This window comes from Chryseobacterium sp. C39-AII1 (assembly GCF_039672645.1).
In the GTDB taxonomy this organism is placed as follows: Bacteria; Bacteroidota; Bacteroidia; order Flavobacteriales; family Weeksellaceae; genus Chryseobacterium.
Genome location: NZ_JBDFPQ010000010.1, coordinates 46,207 through 62,037, shown reverse-complemented (window position 1 = coordinate 62,037; position 15,831 = coordinate 46,207). Strand labels below are relative to the sequence as shown.

Annotated in this window: 18 protein-coding genes and 2 pseudogenes; 15 read left to right on the top strand and 5 right to left on the bottom strand. The window is 36.5% G+C overall.

Annotation, left to right across the window (positions count from 1 at the left end; translation table 11 throughout):
- Positions 1-199 precede the first annotated feature (199 nt).
- The 11 genes from ABEG63_RS15105 (at position 200) to ABEG63_RS15055 (ending at position 9,170) form a co-directional block, all read left to right on the top strand.
- The gene (locus ABEG63_RS15105) at positions 200-505 is read left to right on the top strand and encodes a DUF4134 domain-containing protein (protein WP_089696771.1); all 306 of its coding nucleotides are present in this window, start codon (positions 200-202) and stop codon (positions 503-505) included.
- A gap of 11 nt (positions 506-516) precedes the next feature.
- Positions 517-843 (top strand): DUF4133 domain-containing protein, encoded by a 327-nt coding sequence (locus ABEG63_RS15100; RefSeq protein ID WP_346586063.1) that lies wholly within the window; start codon positions 517-519, stop codon positions 841-843.
- Between the two features lies 1 nt (position 844).
- A complete protein-coding gene (locus ABEG63_RS15095; protein WP_346585930.1) occupies positions 845-3,355 on the top strand; it encodes a TraG family conjugative transposon ATPase in 2,511 nt (836 codons plus the stop codon).
- 48 nt (positions 3,356-3,403) lie between these two features.
- Positions 3,404-4,009, top strand: coding sequence for a DUF4141 domain-containing protein (locus ABEG63_RS15090; RefSeq protein WP_346586061.1), 606 nt, complete (start codon positions 3,404-3,406; stop codon positions 4,007-4,009).
- Position 4,010: 1 nt separating this feature from the next.
- On the top strand, positions 4,011-5,003 hold the full coding sequence (gene traJ / locus ABEG63_RS15085; protein ID WP_346585928.1) for a conjugative transposon protein TraJ: 993 nt from the start codon (positions 4,011-4,013) through the stop codon (positions 5,001-5,003).
- 15 nt (positions 5,004-5,018) lie between these two features.
- The gene (traK, locus tag ABEG63_RS15080; protein ID WP_346585926.1) at positions 5,019-5,642 is read left to right on the top strand and encodes a conjugative transposon protein TraK; all 624 of its coding nucleotides are present in this window, start codon (positions 5,019-5,021) and stop codon (positions 5,640-5,642) included.
- 10 nt (positions 5,643-5,652) lie between these two features.
- Entirely contained in the window at positions 5,653-5,931 is a 279-nt protein-coding gene (locus ABEG63_RS15075; RefSeq protein WP_346585924.1) for a hypothetical protein, read from the top strand.
- A complete protein-coding gene (gene traM / locus ABEG63_RS15070; protein WP_346585923.1) occupies positions 5,928-7,220 on the top strand; it encodes a conjugative transposon protein TraM in 1,293 nt (430 codons plus the stop codon). Before ABEG63_RS15075 ends, traM begins: the two co-directional genes overlap by 4 nt.
- 21 nt (positions 7,221-7,241) lie before the next feature.
- The gene (gene traN / locus ABEG63_RS15065) at positions 7,242-8,141 is read left to right on the top strand and encodes a conjugative transposon protein TraN (RefSeq protein ID WP_346585921.1); all 900 of its coding nucleotides are present in this window, start codon (positions 7,242-7,244) and stop codon (positions 8,139-8,141) included.
- A gap of 64 nt (positions 8,142-8,205) precedes the next feature.
- Positions 8,206-8,697, top strand: coding sequence for a conjugal transfer protein TraO (locus ABEG63_RS15060; RefSeq protein ID WP_346585919.1), 492 nt, complete (start codon positions 8,206-8,208; stop codon positions 8,695-8,697).
- A gap of 14 nt (positions 8,698-8,711) precedes the next feature.
- The gene (locus tag ABEG63_RS15055) at positions 8,712-9,170 is read left to right on the top strand and encodes a DUF3872 domain-containing protein (protein ID WP_346585918.1); all 459 of its coding nucleotides are present in this window, start codon (positions 8,712-8,714) and stop codon (positions 9,168-9,170) included.
- A gap of 257 nt (positions 9,171-9,427) precedes the next feature.
- On the opposite strand, the gene ABEG63_RS15050 is transcribed toward ABEG63_RS15055, so the two are convergent.
- The 4 genes and pseudogenes from ABEG63_RS15050 to ABEG63_RS15035 all read right to left on the bottom strand — a co-directional run bounded on the left by ABEG63_RS15050 (position 9,428) and on the right by ABEG63_RS15035 (position 11,467).
- Positions 9,428-9,871: a JAB domain-containing protein gene (locus ABEG63_RS15050; RefSeq protein ID WP_346585916.1), complete on the bottom strand. Its 444-nt coding sequence runs from the start codon at positions 9,869-9,871 to the stop codon at positions 9,428-9,430.
- 62 nt (positions 9,872-9,933) lie between these two features.
- Positions 9,934-10,293: pseudogene (locus ABEG63_RS15045) on the bottom strand (DUF932 domain-containing protein); the annotation flags it as partial.
- Positions 10,284-10,577 (bottom strand): annotated as a pseudogene (gene ssb, locus ABEG63_RS15040) (single-stranded DNA-binding protein); the annotation flags it as partial. The pseudogenes ABEG63_RS15045 and ssb, both read right to left, overlap by 10 nt.
- 404 nt (positions 10,578-10,981) lie before the next feature.
- Entirely contained in the window at positions 10,982-11,467 is a 486-nt protein-coding gene (locus ABEG63_RS15035; RefSeq protein ID WP_346585914.1) for a hypothetical protein, read from the bottom strand.
- A 13-nt stretch (positions 11,468-11,480) separates the two neighbouring features.
- Between ABEG63_RS15035 and ABEG63_RS15030 the strand changes: the two genes are divergently transcribed.
- From ABEG63_RS15030 to ccoG, 4 genes are all read left to right on the top strand, one after another.
- A complete protein-coding gene (locus ABEG63_RS15030; protein WP_346586059.1) occupies positions 11,481-11,999 on the top strand; it encodes a transporter in 519 nt (172 codons plus the stop codon).
- Positions 12,000-12,189: 190 nt separating this feature from the next.
- Positions 12,190-12,447 carry a GlsB/YeaQ/YmgE family stress response membrane protein gene (locus ABEG63_RS15025; RefSeq protein WP_346585912.1) on the top strand — a complete coding sequence of 86 codons (258 nt, stop codon included), beginning with the start codon at positions 12,190-12,192 and terminating at the stop codon, positions 12,445-12,447.
- 76 nt (positions 12,448-12,523) lie between these two features.
- Positions 12,524-14,044, top strand: a complete 1,521-nt coding sequence (locus ABEG63_RS15020; protein ID WP_346585910.1) for an FAD-dependent oxidoreductase — start codon at positions 12,524-12,526, stop codon at positions 14,042-14,044.
- 62 nt (positions 14,045-14,106) lie between these two features.
- The gene (gene ccoG / locus ABEG63_RS15015) at positions 14,107-15,561 is read left to right on the top strand and encodes a cytochrome c oxidase accessory protein CcoG (protein WP_346585908.1); all 1,455 of its coding nucleotides are present in this window, start codon (positions 14,107-14,109) and stop codon (positions 15,559-15,561) included.
- Between the two features lie 74 nt (positions 15,562-15,635).
- Here the strand turns inward: ccoG and ABEG63_RS15010 are convergent, their stop codons facing one another.
- Positions 15,636-15,812: a hypothetical protein gene (locus ABEG63_RS15010; protein WP_346585906.1), complete on the bottom strand. Its 177-nt coding sequence runs from the start codon at positions 15,810-15,812 to the stop codon at positions 15,636-15,638.
- Between the last annotated feature and the right edge of the window lie 19 nt (positions 15,813-15,831).

The window sequence follows — 15,831 nt, the reverse complement described above, 5'->3', positions numbered from 1 at the left end:
GAAAAAAGAAAGGCATCGAAAGTCTATATGACCTCAAAAATATCTAAAATATAAACATAAAAATCCTCGATACTAACCTTCCTCTGAATGCCAAATAATCTCTTCTAAAAGTCATACTCTGATTAAAATCAGCATATCCATAACCTTTGTCTCAAAGCCCATAAAGCATGGGTTTCAAAATCATAAAATTCTATTCATTATGAAAAGACAAAGAAAAAAAATCATGTTCACAGCATTTCTTATGCTTATAGGTTTGGGTATTAATGCCCAAGGAAACGGTTCTGCAGGAATCACCGAAGCTACGCAGATGGTTACTTCCTATTTTGATCCTGCAACGAAACTGATCTACGCCATTGGTGCGGTGGTCGGCTTGATTGGTGGGGTTAAGGTTTACAACAAATTCAGCAGTGGCGATCCTGATACCAGCAAAACCGCAGCCAGCTGGTTTGGAGCCTGTATCTTTTTAATAGTTGCAGCTACCATCCTACGTTCATTCTTCCTTTAAAATCATTGATGATGAATACCTATCATATCAACAAGGGAATAGGAACAACGGTTGAGTTCAAAGGATTGAAAGCACAGTACCTGTTCATTTTTGCAGGAGGATTATTGGGAATACTCGTATTTATCATGATCATGTATATGGCTGGTGTCAATACCTATATCTGCTTACTTCTTGGAGGAACTACTGCTGGTCTTCTCATTTGGAAGACCTTTTCTCTCAACAGAAAATATGGAGAACATGGATTAATGAAATTGGGAGCAAAAAAGAAGCATCCAAGGTACATCATCAGCCGAAAATCCATTTTCAGGTATATCAAGGTACACTCTAAAAAACTGTAGCATGAGAAATCAATCCAAAGTGGCAACGTTGGAAAGCAGATTTCCACTGCTGGCTGTCGAAGAGAATTGCATTATTTCAAAAGATGCTGATGTTACGGTTTGTTTCAAGGTAAGGCTTCCCGAATTATTTACTGCTGCATCAGCTGAGTATGAAGCGATCCATTCGGCTTGGTTCAAAGCCATAAAGACTTTACCTGATTACAGTATTGTTCATAAACAGGACTGGTTTATCAAAGAGAATTACCGCCCTGATTTATCCAATGACGATCAAAGCTTTTTATCAAAGTCTTTTGAGAGACACTTTAATGAAAGACCTTTTCTTAATCATTACTGCTACCTCTTTATTACGAAGACTACGAAGGAAAGAATGAGGATGCAGAGTAATTTCTCAACACTTTGCAAAGGAGTCTTGATTCCAAAAGAAATCAGGGATAAGGAAGTGATGAGTCGATTTATGGAAGCGGTTGATCAGTTTGAAAGAATCATGAACGACAGCGGATCTATTTTCTTAGAAAAGATGACCACCGATGAAATTACAGGAACTGAAAAACAATCAGGTCTTCTTGAACAATATCTGACCTTATCCCGAGAAATCAACCCTTCTCTTCAGGATCTGAATTTAGGAGCAGAAGAATTGCGTATTGGTAACAACCGTATTACCATACACACCTTGTCAGATACCGATGATCTTCCGGGAACAGTCTCATCTCATAGTCGATATGAGAAACTGAGTACTGACCGAAGTGACTGCTTGCTTTCATTTGCCTCTCCGGTGGGACTTTTGCTCAATTGTAATCATATCTACAATCAGTATTTGTTTATTGATAACAGTGATGACAATCTGAACAAGTTTGAAAAATCCGCCAGAAATATGCATTCACTGGCAAGGTACAGCAGAGCCAATCAGATCAATAAGGAATGGATTGAGAAGTACCTCAACGAAGCTCATTCTTTTGGATTACAATCCATCCGTGCTCATTTTAATGTGATGTCGTGGTCTGACAATCCCCATGAATTGAAACAACTTAAGAATGACACAGGAAGTGCTTTGGCACTCATGGAATGTAAGCCGCGGCATAATACAACAGATACTGCCACATTATACTGGGCTGGCATTCCTGGAAATGCCGGGGATTTTCCGAGTGAGGAAAGCTTCTATACGTTTATTGAACCAGCATTGTGTTTTTTCACTGAGGAAACCAATTATCAGAATTCACCCTCTCCGTTTGGGATCAAAATGGCTGATAGGCTGACGGGAAAACCTATTCACCTGGATATTTCAGATCTTCCAATGAAGCAGGGAATCATCACCAATCGAAATAAGTTCATTTTAGGACCTTCGGGAAGTGGAAAGTCTTTCTTTACCAACCATATGGTAAGACAGTATTATGAACAGGGAGCTCATGTTTTGTTAGTTGATACCGGAAATTCTTACCAGGGGTTATGTGAGCTGATCAAAGGGAAAACAAAGGGTGAAGATGGTGTGTATTTTACCTATACAGAAGATAATCCGATTGCCTTCAATCCATTCTACACCGACGACGGCATTTTCGACATTGAAAAGAGGGAAAGCATCAAAACACTTATTCTCACACTATGGAAAAGAGATGATGAACCGCCAACCCGCTCCGAGGAAGTTGCTTTATCAAATGCAGTCAGCGGCTATATTGACCGAATCAAAAATAATGAGCAGTTCCCTTCATTTAATGGCTTTTACGAGTATGTGAAAAATGATTACCAAAAAGTATTAGAGCAAAAAAAAGTCAGGGAAAAAGATTTTGATATTGCCAACTTCCTGAATGTACTGGAACCGTACTATAAAGATGGTGAATATGATTACCTGCTTAATTCTGACCAACAGCTTGATCTTTTGTCCAAGAGGTTTATTGTTTTCGAGATTGATGCGATCAAAGATCATAAAATCCTTTTTCCCATTGTAACCATTATCATCATGGAAGTTTTCATTAACAAAATGCGAAGACTGAAAGGAATCAGAAAACTGATCCTGATTGAAGAAGCCTGGAAGGCAATTGCTAAAGAAGGAATGGCTGAATACATCAAATATCTCTTCAAAACTGTAAGAAAATTCTTTGGAGAAGCCATTGTTGTTACACAGGAGGTGGATGACATCATTCAGTCTCCTATTGTTAAGGAAAGCATCATCAACAATTCAGACTGTAAGATCCTTTTGGATCAGCGGAAATACATGAACAAGTTTGATGATATTCAGTCTATGCTGGGTCTTACAGACAAAGAAAAAGCACAGGTTCTTTCCATCAATATGAATAATGATCCGAAAAGACTGTATAAAGAAGTCTGGATCGGATTAGGAGGAACGTACTCTGCTGTATATGCCACGGAAGTTTCCACAGAAGAATATCTGGCCTATACCACAGAAGAAACGGAGAAAATGGAAGTCATGCAATTGGCTTCTGAACTTGATGGCAATGTAGAACATGCCATCAAGAGGATTTCTCTTAAGAGAATCAAATCGAATACAAAAGAAACTTAAATCATTTAAAATTTTATAACAGTGAAAAATCTAATCATTACAAGAGTTATGGCTGTTGCATTAGCTATAACATCATTTGCAAAAGCACAATTTGTGGTTACGGATCCAGCTAATCTGGCTTCAGGAATACTCAACTCAGCGAATGAAATCGTACAGACCTCATCTACAGTATCAAATGTAGTTAAAAATTTCAATGAAGTTAAAAAGGTGTATGAACAAGGGAAAGAATATTATGACAAGTTAAAAGCAGTTAATAATCTGGTGAAAGACGCCCGTAAAGTTCAGCAGACTGTTTTATTGGTGGGTGACGTTTCCGAAATGTATGTCAATAATTTCGGAAAGATGCTGAATGATCCCAATTTCAATGCACAGGAATTAACAGCAATAGCTAATGGTTACTCAACCCTTTTAAACGAAAGCACTGAACTGCTTAAAGAACTAAAGCAGATTGTCACTTCTACCAATCTATCATTGAATGACAAGGAAAGAATGGAAATCATCGACAGAGTATATAAAGAGGTTAAAGATTATCACAATCTGGTAAGATATTATACCAATAAGAATATCTCTGTCAGTTATCTGAGAGCCAAAAAGCAGAACAATACGCAAAGAGTTCTCAACCTGTATGGTACTGTTAATCAAAAATACTGGTAAAATGGAACCTACTAATTTACATGAGGTGCTTCGTTCTGTTTATGAAGAGATGATGCCGATGTGTGCAGACATGGCAGCAGTGGCAAAAGGAGTTGCAGGGCTAGGAGCATTATTTTATGTGGCTGTAAAGGTTTGGCAGGCATTAAGTCGTGCCGAACCTATCGATCTCTTTCCTATGCTGAGACCTTTTGCCATCGGAATCTGCATTATGTTCTTTTCAACAATTGTCTTGGGCAGTATCAACGGAGTATTAAGTCCGGTCGTTCAAGGCAGCCATTCGATGCTGGAGGGTCAGGTCTTGGATCTCAATGAACTGCAACAGAAAAAAGACCTGTTGGAAAGAGAAGCTATGCTTCGAAATCCTGAAATGGCTTATCTCATTTCTGATGAAGAATTTGACAAAAAATTGGAAGAACTGGGATGGTCACCTTCAGATCTCGTGACAATGTCGGGAATGTATATCGAACGTGAAATGTTTGCCATTAAAAAAGATATTCGGGATGGTTTCAGAGAGTTTTTAGAAATACTCTTTCAGGCCGCTGCATTGGTTATCGATACGATCAGAACTTTCTTTCTCATTGTACTTTCGATTCTTGGTCCCATCGCATTTGCAATATCGGTTTGGGATGGCTTCCAATCAACACTGACCCAATGGCTGACCAGATACATCAGTGTATATTCATGGCTTCCTGTTGCTGATATGTTCAGTGCTATCCTGGCAAAGATTCAATCCCTTATTATCGAAAGGGATATTGAAATGCTGGCAGATCCCAACTTTATTCCAGATACTTCCAATACGGTCTACATTATCTACATGATCATTGGAATCATTGGCTATTTCACTGTGCCTACCGTTACAGGCTGGATCATTCAGGCGGGCGGAGCCGGAAACTTTATGCGTAATGTTACCCAGATGGCACAAAAGTCAGGAAATGTTGCGGGTGCTACTGCTGGCGCAGCGGCAGGTAATATTTCAGGACAACTTCTTAAATAATCAAAAAACAAAAAAATGGAATTTAAAACCTTAAGAAATATAGAGAACAGTTTTAAGCAAATCAGATTGTTCACCTTTGTTTTTGCCATCCTTTGTTTTGGAGTTGTCGGCATTGTTGTGTACAAATCGTACAGTTTTGCAGAAGAACAAAGACAAAAGATATATGTCCTTGACAATGGTAAATCACTGATGGTTGCCCTATCCCAGGATATGTCTATCAACAGACCTGTAGAAGCCAGAGAACATGTAAGACGTTTTCACGAACTCTTTTTTACAGTAGCTCCTGATAAAAGTGCTATTGAGAGCAATGTAAAAAGAGCTTTTAATATGGCCGACCAATCTGCATTCAATTACTATAAGGATCTCTCTGAGAAAGGGTATTACAACAGGATCATCAGCGGAAATATTCAACAGCGAATTGAAATTGACAGTGTAGTAGCAGATTTTAACAACTATCCCTATGCTGTAAAGACTTATGGGAAGCAATTCATTATCCGCGCAAGTAATTTAACGATCCGAAATCTTGTAACGAATTGTCAACTGGTCAATTCCGTCAGGTCAGACAGCAACCCTCAGGGGTTTACGATTGAAAAATTTAATGTCATTGAGAACAAAGATGTTGAAACTGTTAACCGATAAAAACAGTTATATGAAAAAAATAAGATTAAAAATAGAGGAATTCGTTAATAAAGCAGAACGGAAATGGAAATCCTTATCTACCAAACGACAACGCTCTTTGACCAAGATATTTTTTGCAGGGTATGCGATAATGACGATTTTAACGGTTATTCATCTATGGTCAAAAGATTCAAAAAGTAGAACCATTCTTTCAGTTGGACATATCAATAACATTCCAAAGAAGATAAAGATGCAACATCAGCCGCTTGAAAACCCAGCTAATTATTCACCCCATAAAACATCCCCATGAAAGAGAATAGTCAAATCAGAATCACTGAAGGAAGTATACATTCCTCAGACGAAAATGAACCTTTGGATCGTAAGCCAAGGTGGGAAAAATTTAAAAAGCCGATCATTTACTTTTTAATGTTCATTGCTTGTATGGTATCCTTGTATCTGATTTTTAAACCAAAAGATGATAAAACAACTAATCAAGAGGTAGGTTTAAATGCTGAAGTGCCACAAGCCGCGGATGACAAATTACAAGCAGATAAGCAGAAGGCATATGAGCTAGAATTGTTGGAGCAGAAAAATGAAGAAAAAAGAAATGCTATGACAAGCCTCTCAGATTATTGGAGTGAAGCAAACGGCTCGAATCAGCTGACCGCTCTATCTCCAGAATCTCATAACAATACGAACGCAGATCAGAATGCTTTAAACAGCTACCGTAATGCACAACAAACATTAAGCTCATTTTACAGCAAAGACGACCATGAGGTTACCCAATTAAAAAGGGAAATTAACAGGCTTAAGAATGAAATTTCACATAAGGATGCAGTTCCAAGTACTGTAGGAATTAATGATCAGTTAGAATTGATGGAAAAGTCTTATCAGATGGCTGCAAAATATCTACCTGCGCCAAAACAGCAGGAAGAACCAGAACCAAAGAAAACCTCTGAGGCAAAGCCTGAAGAAAACAAAGTTAAAATAACGGCAGTACAACTTCAAAAACGCAACGTCGTATCCAGTTTGTATCGAGAACCTTCAGACAGTACATTTTCAGCATCCATCAGTCATAATCGATTTGCGGGGTTACAGAATGAACAGGAAAATACTGTATCCCAAAATAACAGCAGTATCCATGCAGTAATACATGAAACCATGACATTGGTAAATGAAAGTATGGTGCCCTTACGACTAACACAAGGTTTGCTCCTTGGAAAGACAACCATTCCTTCAGGTACTGTACTAAAAGCAGCAGGAAAACTTCAGGGAGGAAGACTGTTACTAGCAATTTCAAGAATTGAATACAAAGGCACTATAACCCCTGTCGAGATTAATATTCATGATAATGATGGGCAGTTGGGGCTTTACATTCCCTACTCTTCAGAACAGACCGCTATTAAGGATATAGCATCCAACATGAGCCAGAATTCCGGCACCAATATTATGATGACCCAATCGGCAGGACAACAGGTTGCTGCCGATCTCACCAGAGGTTTGGTTCAGGGAGTTTCAGGATACTTTCAAAAGAAAGTAAGACAGCCTAAAGTTACTGTTAAGGCAGGGCATCAGGTGCTTTTAGTTTCAAAAAAATAATTAACCTTTAAATTAAAATTAATGAAAATACGACTTAATATATTTTTCTCGGTTCTGTTGATACTCTTCGGTATCTGCAGATTAGCAGCTCAGGAAAATTCAGGTTTCGCATCGCTTTCTCAGGCCAAACTGGAACCTTACAAGATGGAAGTTACGTACAATAAAACAACACATTTATTATTTCCATCTCCCATACGATACGTGGATCTGGGAAGCGAAAATTTGATTGCCAATAAAGCGGAGGATGTAGCGAATGTTCTCAGAATAAAATCCTCAGTAAGAGATTTCGATGAAGAAACAAACTTTTCGGTCATTACTGAGGATGGTAAATTTTACAATTTTGATGTTTTTTACAGTTCTTATCCAGACACTCTGAATTATGACCTTCTGAAATTACAGCGAAATCAGGAAAAAGAATACTCGACAGATGTCCTGTTTGAAGAACTTAAGGGCGAATCTTCATCATTGACTGAATTATTGATAAAAACCTTGTACCAACTTCCCAAAAGAACAGTAAAGCACATTGGTTCAAAAAGTTTTGGAATTCAGTTTCTGTTAAAATCTCTGTATGTACACGAAGGAAAGTTTTATTTTATTTTTCAAATTAAAAACAAGAGCAATGTTTCTTTTGACGTTGATTTTGTCACTTTCAAAATTACCGACAAAAAGAATCTAAAAAGAACTGTCGTTCAGGATAAGGTATTATCTCCTCTCCGGACTTATTCTCCTAACCCTACAGTCAACTACCAATCCGACGGTGAATTTCTTTATCTCATGGACCAGTTTACGCTTTTAGAAGATCAGATATTAGAGATTGAATTGATGGAAAAAGATGGCGGACGACATCAGAAGATTCAGATAGAAAATTCAGATTTGATCAGTGCCCAAGTGGTCAATGATATTCAATTAAAACTAAACTAACATGAAAAGTTTATTATCGTTAATAACAGTGTTTTTATGTTTTTACGTAGTCAAAGCACAAAGAATGTTACCGAAGCAAAAAAGTATCGGAATCAATACAGGATTACTGTTAAAAAAGTCATCCGGAAATTATTTCGTCAATACCGATTTTATTATCTATTCAAAAAAAGGGAACTATTCGATGTATTCATTTGAATACGGCAGACAGATCATTACGTATAAAACGATTGATGTTCCAGCTGAAAACTACAGTCTTGAAGTCGGTTATAGTTTCAACTTGATTTCTGACCGGACAAAAAGCTTTTTAATCAATTCCACATTTTCCGCCACCGGAGGATATGAGAATATCAATAAAAGTGAGACACTACTCTATGACGGAGCCGTACTCTTGAATGAATCATCGTGGGTGTATGGGGGAAGTGTAAAACTTAGTATTGAAACCTATCTGTCGGATCGGATCGTTTTAACAGGCTTTTATAAAGCAAAAATAATATGGAATACTTCACTTGAAAAAATAAGACCTGGCGTTGGTCTTGGAATAAGATTTAACTTATAAAATAAAAAATTGTTATGAAAGATTTAATCAATATCAAAAGACATTTTTTTGCTACTCTGTATCTTATAGCAACCTTATTTGCAGTCGAGCTTTGTTTTTCCTCTTGTTCAGAAGATGAATTACAGGTACAGAAAAATTTTCCGTTTGAAGTGCAGGTAATGCCTGTTTCAAAATATATAGCTTCTGGAGAAACTGTGGAGATCAGATGTCGCATTATTCCTGTTGGAAACTATAGTGAAACTGAGTATTTCTTCAGGTATTTTCAGTTTGAGGGAAAGGGTACATTACGTTTATTCAATAAACCTCATTTTTTACCCAACGATTCATATCTCCTGACTGAAAAGGAATTTAGGTTATATTATACTTCTGAATCAACAGTATCTCAAAGTTTTGACATTTGGATTTCAGACAATATGGGAAATGAGCAAAAGCTAACCATACAGTTTAGTCCTCAAAACGCAGAACCTGTATAATGTAAAATATAATGTATTAGGCTATTTTATCAGAAATAACCTTTAATTTTTCTTCACATTACAGGCTATAAGAAGTAGCCTTTCGAAATAAATGTAACCTTTTTGAAAAAATTTAAGTAAGAAAATTTTTATCAATGGGGTTACTCCTTATGATTTGCGAAAAGACGTTTCCGACCATAGGAAGGAATTGTCTTTTCGCCGAAAATTATAAATAAACGACAATTCAATATTGTCGTTTATTTTATTAGTTAGAAATTTTATAAATATCCGTTATCGGCAAAAGACAGATAATCTGTCGATGTTAAAATGCAATGATCTAGTAATTTAATATTCAAGAATTCGGATGCATTTTTAATATTCTTTGTAATTTTTAAATCTTCATTAGAGGGTTTTAAATTTCCAGATGGATGATTATGTGCTACAATTATAGACGAAGCATTACAGAGAAGGGCTGTTTGCATAATTATCCGAACATCCACTATAGTTGAAGAAATTCCGGATTCAGAAATCTTTCTGTTTCCTAAAACTTTATTACTCTGATTTAAAAATAAAGCGAAAAAAGATTCTCTATAATCTATTTCATCAGAATCAAAATGTTGTCGAAATACCTCTAACGCATCATATGAATTACTGATTACTATGTCGGAATTACCTTTTCGTGAATAGCTTAATTTTATTTCATTTACAATATTGAATTTCATTTGATATGCTCCTATACGGTGGAGACTTGCATTTACCGTATGTTTTAATTAATAAATTATTTTCAGTTCATTTTTAAATTGTCTACTACAAAATGAGCAACGTTTTCACAAAGCTCAAACGCTTTTTGAGACTTCATTTGAGCTGTTCCGCCCATAACTATGGATTGTAATTTGGCTTCGTCATCTTTGTAAGTTTTTACATTCTGATAGAAACCCGTTACCGCATTGTAAGCACCGAATAAGGTCTCTTTTGTGGTTTCCATTTGTTGGGCATCACTCATCATTGCATAGGCAAATGCATCCTCCACCGTGTTTTTAAAAACCGTAGACAATTCTTCAGCATTTCCTTTCTGCAGATGGTTTAAAGTTTCTTTATTGGGACAAAGTGCCAATTGAATTAATTTTTTCATTTCAGCGTCACTTGTGATGTATGGAAGTTCAGGCCAGCGTGTGCTTGTCCATCTTTTCCAATCCATGCTCTTGTATAAACTCTTCCGATTAGCTCTACTAATGTCCCTTTCTTAAGTAATTCCGCTACTTTTGAAGAAATCCAATAGGAGCAGTCAAAGAAAGTTGTCTGTTCGATTCGCTCGCCTTGTTTATTGCGTTAATTGTCATTGGTAGCAATAGAGAAATTGACTACTTGTTTTTTGTTTGACAGGGTGCGGACTTCAGCATCTCTTGTCAGTCTTCCGATAATGTTCATAACTGTTCTTTTTAAGATTGTAGATTTAGATATGTTTTGAATCTCTTCTCCTTCCTTTCTCTGAAAGCCCTCGTGGGCTTCGCTAAATATTTTTTAAAAGAAAAACTGGAAAAAAGAAAGCAGATAATCTTAGTGGGCAGCGGTGAAAGCAAAAAGGAAACGGAATAATTGGAGGGTACCTTTAGGGAGGAAACCGTTTATGCCGTAGTCTTTTGGCTGGCAAAAGAATGGCCTGACCGCTATACCTTAGCTGCCTTTTTGCCGGTTTATTATAAAAAATTAAAATTTATTTTTTATAAATCCAAGTTTACATTAATTATAAAAGGAAATTTCATATTGTTTATTTAAAATTCCCAATATGAAAGCTGTACAATGAAGTAAAGCATTAAAAAACTGAGAACTCATTACTCATACTTTAAAGAATATTTAAACAATTGTTTGGTAAAATTTCCACAAACAGTGATTGACATTGCCAAAGGTAAGCCGTTTCTATCGGTCAGATATATAGCATTGGTCGTTTTGCGCTTTTTTCGTCCCTGATAACCGACCACTTCACCACTTCGTAAGGCTGGGCTGTGGCTGCCATCTACATCTGTGCTGGATACATCAATTTTTGATTTATTCTTTTGTAAAATAAGATTCCAACAAGATTTCCATATCCCAGCTTTACATTTACGATAATAGCCAAAGATTGTTTTATGATGAAGAACTTCTTTCCTGAATAACTGAAAGATAGGTAAAAGATACCATTGAACGCATGTTTTAAGTTTATATAAAATACAGTTGATAATCTCCCAAATAAGTACTTTTGATTTGAAGCCCCTCTTTACAACGGGAATAGAATGTACGATTTCTAATTCTACTGTATCTTTGCTTAATAGTTTGTACAAGGGATAGGATTTTATTTGGTTTAGCGATACGAATTTCCTAATCCTTTTTTTATGTCATATAACTGACGGAATAGGTGATATAACATTCAGGATTAAACAGAATGTAATAGGAAACGACCATGGTGACTTTGCTCTGGCAATCCTTCCCTACGTCAAATTGCCTACTTCAAAATATGATGAAGAGAGCTGCCTGGAAGGTGGACTAATTGTACCTATGTCCTATAAGTTACCTGGAAAATGGAAATTGGGTCTACAGGTGGAAGTAGATAAACTCAAGGATCTGGATCAACCGGAAATGCATACTGAATTCCTGCAAACATTCACAATTAGTCATCCATTATCAAAAGGAATAGACTGGATAGCTGAAACTTATTACACCTATAATTTTAAAGCCCATGAGCTTTCCAATTTTATTAATGCTGTAATTCAAATGGAAGTTGTCAAAGACTTTAAATTAGATATCGGAATTAATTATGGAATACAAGATACCGCAGCGAAACATTATTTCATCGGTGCTTTTTACCGTCATTAAATTCTATTATTTTAAAGCATTTATAATTCTTGGAAAATCGCAAACTTTCCCTTATAATTCGACTTATTTATGATCGTAATCATAGTATAATAATTATTAATTTTCCGCTGCTGTTGATGGATCTGATTGGTATACATTTGGTTATTTACCTGCTAACAAAAACCACATTACTATCACAAAAAAATATATTATGGGAATTTTAGCATGGATCCTTTTTGGATTAATAGTAGGGGCAATCGCCAAGTTTTTAATGCCTGGAAATCAAGGCGGAGGATGGATTATAACCATTATTCTTGGAATAGTGGGCGCATTGGTAGGAGGTTTTATTGCAGGGGTACTCGGAATTGGGGATGATGGAAATCCCTGGGATCTGGGAACTATAGGAATCTCTGTTCTAGGAGCCATTATTGTTCTGATCATTTATGGAGCCTTTACTAAAAAAAGATAATTATTTACACCTAGGTGTCGGTTCATTAAAAGTATGCCGGCACTTTTCTTTTACACCAATCACTAAAAAAATTATTATGAACAGAGACGGTAATAATAAAAGCTTATGGCAGTATAACATAGAGCAAGAAGCGTTACAGAGTTATACAGCGACTGATTTTGACACCATCATTGTTGGTGCAGGAATAACAGGAGTGACTTTAGCAAAGGAACTTCAGAATAGGGGTCGTAATTGTCTTCTCATTGAAAAAGAAAATCCTGGATTTGGAACAACCGGTGGAACCACTGCACATATCAATAATTTTTTTGATTCATCTTACGACGAAATCATTAAAAATTTTGGAGAAAGCTCAGCAGTATTACTGGCCAATTCCGCAAAAGAAACAGTGCGGTATATCAAACATAATATTCTGCAATACCATATTTCTTGTGACTTTAACGAATGTAATTATTATCTTTTCAGTACTGATGGAAAGCAATCAAAAAAATTGGTTGATATCTTAGAAGCCCATCATCAAGTAGGAATAGATACTCAACAGGTTTACAACATTCCATTTACCCTGAAATTTGAAAAAGCCATTGAAATTAAAGGTCAGGCACAATTTCACCCACTCAGATATATCAATAAGTTACTCAAAGAATACATTAAACAAGGCGGAGCAATTGTCACAGGAGCACAAGTTACAGATTTAAAAAATAAAGACGGAATCGTTACGGTTACAACCCACGATCAAACAATATTCACGGCAAAAAATTTAGTTTGGGCTACCCATATTCCCCCAGGAAACAACCGTTTCAGTGTTCTTTTGGCTCCTTATAGAAGCTATGCAGTAACCCTGAAGGTTGCCAACCCTGTAAAATCCATGGCGCAGACTGCCGATCTTTATGATCCATATCACTATGCCCGTTATCATAAATCAGACAATAATTACTTCCTAATTGTGGGAGGTTTCGACCATAAAACCGGTGATGAAAATGATACCGAAAAACATTTTGAAGATCTCATGGAATATGTAGATTACAATTTTAAGTATAAAGAAGTTACGGCAAAATGGTCATCTCAATATTATCAGTCTGCAGATGGCTTACCCTATATTGGAAAAATGCCGGGTGAAGACAATATTTATATTTCTACAGGTTTCACAGGTAATGGAATGACTTTCGGATCGATGAGCTCCCTGATTATTCCCGATTTAATGGAGAATAAAATAACAGAGTTAGCCAAACTCCTGTCTCCGGCACGGATCAAGCCTATAGCTAGCGCAGGAAACATTCTCGATGAAGTGGTCAATGCTTCTATGCATTTTGTAAAAGATAAATTTTCGGCAGATAAAATTACTGAACTCAATGAGATAAGCAGTGGTGAGGGAAGAATAATCAAGCATGACGGCAATACGTATGCGGCCTATCGCGATGATAAAAATAAATTGCATCTGCTAAGCCCCATATGTCCTCATACGGGCTGTAATGTGGCATGGAATCCTTCCGAAGTTTCTTGGGACTGTCCGTGCCACGGATCACGTTTTGATATTGAAGGTAAACTGCTCAACGGACCTGCAATGTCGGATTTAAAAAAAATTGATAATGAAATTCAATAGCTGACAATTACCTCAACATTGGTGAACATTTATTTCAGCCGTAATCAAATAAAAAACAGCACATGAAAGATCATAATACATCAGATTTTAAAGGCGGCGAGGGACAGGTATTAGAGCCGGAAACCTACAGGGATTCAATTGGTACCATGGAACAATCCGGTAAAAGAAAGTGGGTATTTCCCAAAAAACCTAAAGGCAGATATACCAATTACCGGAATTTAGTAGCCTTTTGTTTACTGCTATTTTATTTTACACTCCCATTTATCACGATAAATGGTAACCCTTCACTACAATTTGATGTTTTTAACCGTCAGATTTTTATTGCCGGTCAGCCCTTTTACCCACAAGATTTTTTCATCCTTACTTTGGGTGCAATTGTATCGTTGATATGCATTATTATTTTTACAATCGCATTTGGAAGAATATTCTGTGGATGGATCTGTCCTCAGACAATCTTTCTGGAAAATGTTTTTAGAAAAATTGAATATGCTATAGAAGGTGATAGAAACAGACAGATGAAGCTTGACCGTCAGGAGTGGAATGCTGAAAAAATAGGGAAAAGAACCTTGAAATGGTCTATCTACATTTTACTTTCTTTGATTTTTACCCATTTTATGTTTATGTATATTGTAGGATATAAGGAGGTTTTCAGGATTGTGCAGGAGGGACCTTTTGAACATCCGACCAATTTCATAGTAATGATTCTCTTCTCCGCTGCATTTTATTTTGTTTTTGCATGGTTTAGGGAACAGGTATGCACATTGGTTTGTCCTTACGGAAGATTACAGGCAGTACTGATTGATAAAGAAACGATCAATGTTTTCTATGATTTTAACAGAGGTGAGAACAGAGCAAAATGGAGAAAGGGTGAAGACAGGAGAGCTGCGGGAAAAGGCGACTGTATTGATTGTTATCAATGTGTTGTGGTCTGCCCCACAGGGATTGATATCAGAGATGGTCAGCAGCTTGAATGCGTCAACTGTACAGCTTGCATTGATGCATGTGACGAAGTAATGGATAAGGTAGGATTACCAAGAGGACTAATACGATATGCTTCAGAAAAGGAAATAGAGAACGGTCAGCCTATTAAATTTAATGCACGAATGAAAGGTTTTGTCATTCTTTTAGTTGCTTTACAATTTTTATTGGGATATCTTCTTTACAACCGTGCCGATATGGAAGCCAAATTTATTAAACCCGCAGGCAGTACCTTTTTCGTGCGGGACGGAAAAATTACGAATACTTATAACTTTACTTTTCTAAATAAAACAAATGACAAAAAAGTAGTCAGTATTCGAATATTAGAACCAGCAAATGGTGAAATTACCTTCAGCGCTTCCCGTAAAATAATAGTCGAACGTGACAAAATTGTGAAAGGAACCATTAATATAAGCTTTCCCGAAAAACAGATAACACTGTCAAAACAAAATCTAAAACTTGGAGTTTATGATCAGAAAGGAAATCTCTTGGATACGTATGAAACCTATTTTGAAGGTCCGTTTAAAATACAATTTTAAAATAAATTGATACGGATTGAACTTTCTAAGACCATATTCTTTAAAATTGAAGGCTGTCTTGCAAAGCGCGTAAGTTAAAAGCCAACTCCACTAGCATAATAATTCCAGTAATTTACCGACAAAAGGCGATCTTTTAAAGTCTTATACAAATCAACTATATCTTCAAAATCTTTAGCTAAACGAATACTTTCCGTATCGTGAAAACTTCCTTTTTCTTGCAGGGGTACCTCTGTGATCAATTGTGGCTTCATTTCGTATTTTTTTGTGTAA

Bases quoted from the DNA above. Each gene is read 5' to 3' on its own strand.
- ABEG63_RS15105 (WP_089696771.1), top strand. From the start codon at position 200: ATGAAAAGACAAAGAAAAAAAATCATGTTCACAGCATTTCTTATGCTT.
- ABEG63_RS15100 (WP_346586063.1), top strand. From the start codon at position 517: ATGAATACCTATCATATCAACAAGGGAATAGGAACAACGGTTGAGTTC.
- ABEG63_RS15095 (WP_346585930.1), top strand. From the start codon at position 845: ATGAGAAATCAATCCAAAGTGGCAACGTTGGAAAGCAGATTTCCACTG.
- ABEG63_RS15090 (WP_346586061.1), top strand. From the start codon at position 3,404: ATGGCTGTTGCATTAGCTATAACATCATTTGCAAAAGCACAATTTGTG.
- traJ (WP_346585928.1), top strand. From the start codon at position 4,011: ATGGAACCTACTAATTTACATGAGGTGCTTCGTTCTGTTTATGAAGAG.
- traK (WP_346585926.1), top strand. From the start codon at position 5,019: ATGGAATTTAAAACCTTAAGAAATATAGAGAACAGTTTTAAGCAAATC.
- ABEG63_RS15075 (WP_346585924.1), top strand. From the start codon at position 5,653: ATGAAAAAAATAAGATTAAAAATAGAGGAATTCGTTAATAAAGCAGAA.
- traM (WP_346585923.1), top strand. From the start codon at position 5,928: ATGAAAGAGAATAGTCAAATCAGAATCACTGAAGGAAGTATACATTCC.
- traN (WP_346585921.1), top strand. From the start codon at position 7,242: ATGAAAATACGACTTAATATATTTTTCTCGGTTCTGTTGATACTCTTC.
- ABEG63_RS15060 (WP_346585919.1), top strand. From the start codon at position 8,206: ATGTTACCGAAGCAAAAAAGTATCGGAATCAATACAGGATTACTGTTA.
- ABEG63_RS15055 (WP_346585918.1), top strand. From the start codon at position 8,712: ATGAAAGATTTAATCAATATCAAAAGACATTTTTTTGCTACTCTGTAT.
- ABEG63_RS15050 (WP_346585916.1), bottom strand. From the start codon at position 9,871: ATGAAATTCAATATTGTAAATGAAATAAAATTAAGCTATTCACGAAAA.
- ABEG63_RS15025 (WP_346585912.1), top strand. From the start codon at position 12,190: ATGGGAATTTTAGCATGGATCCTTTTTGGATTAATAGTAGGGGCAATC.
- ABEG63_RS15020 (WP_346585910.1), top strand. From the start codon at position 12,524: ATGAACAGAGACGGTAATAATAAAAGCTTATGGCAGTATAACATAGAG.
- ccoG (WP_346585908.1), top strand. From the start codon at position 14,107: ATGAAAGATCATAATACATCAGATTTTAAAGGCGGCGAGGGACAGGTA.
- ABEG63_RS15010 (WP_346585906.1), bottom strand. From the start codon at position 15,812: ATGAAGCCACAATTGATCACAGAGGTACCCCTGCAAGAAAAAGGAAGT.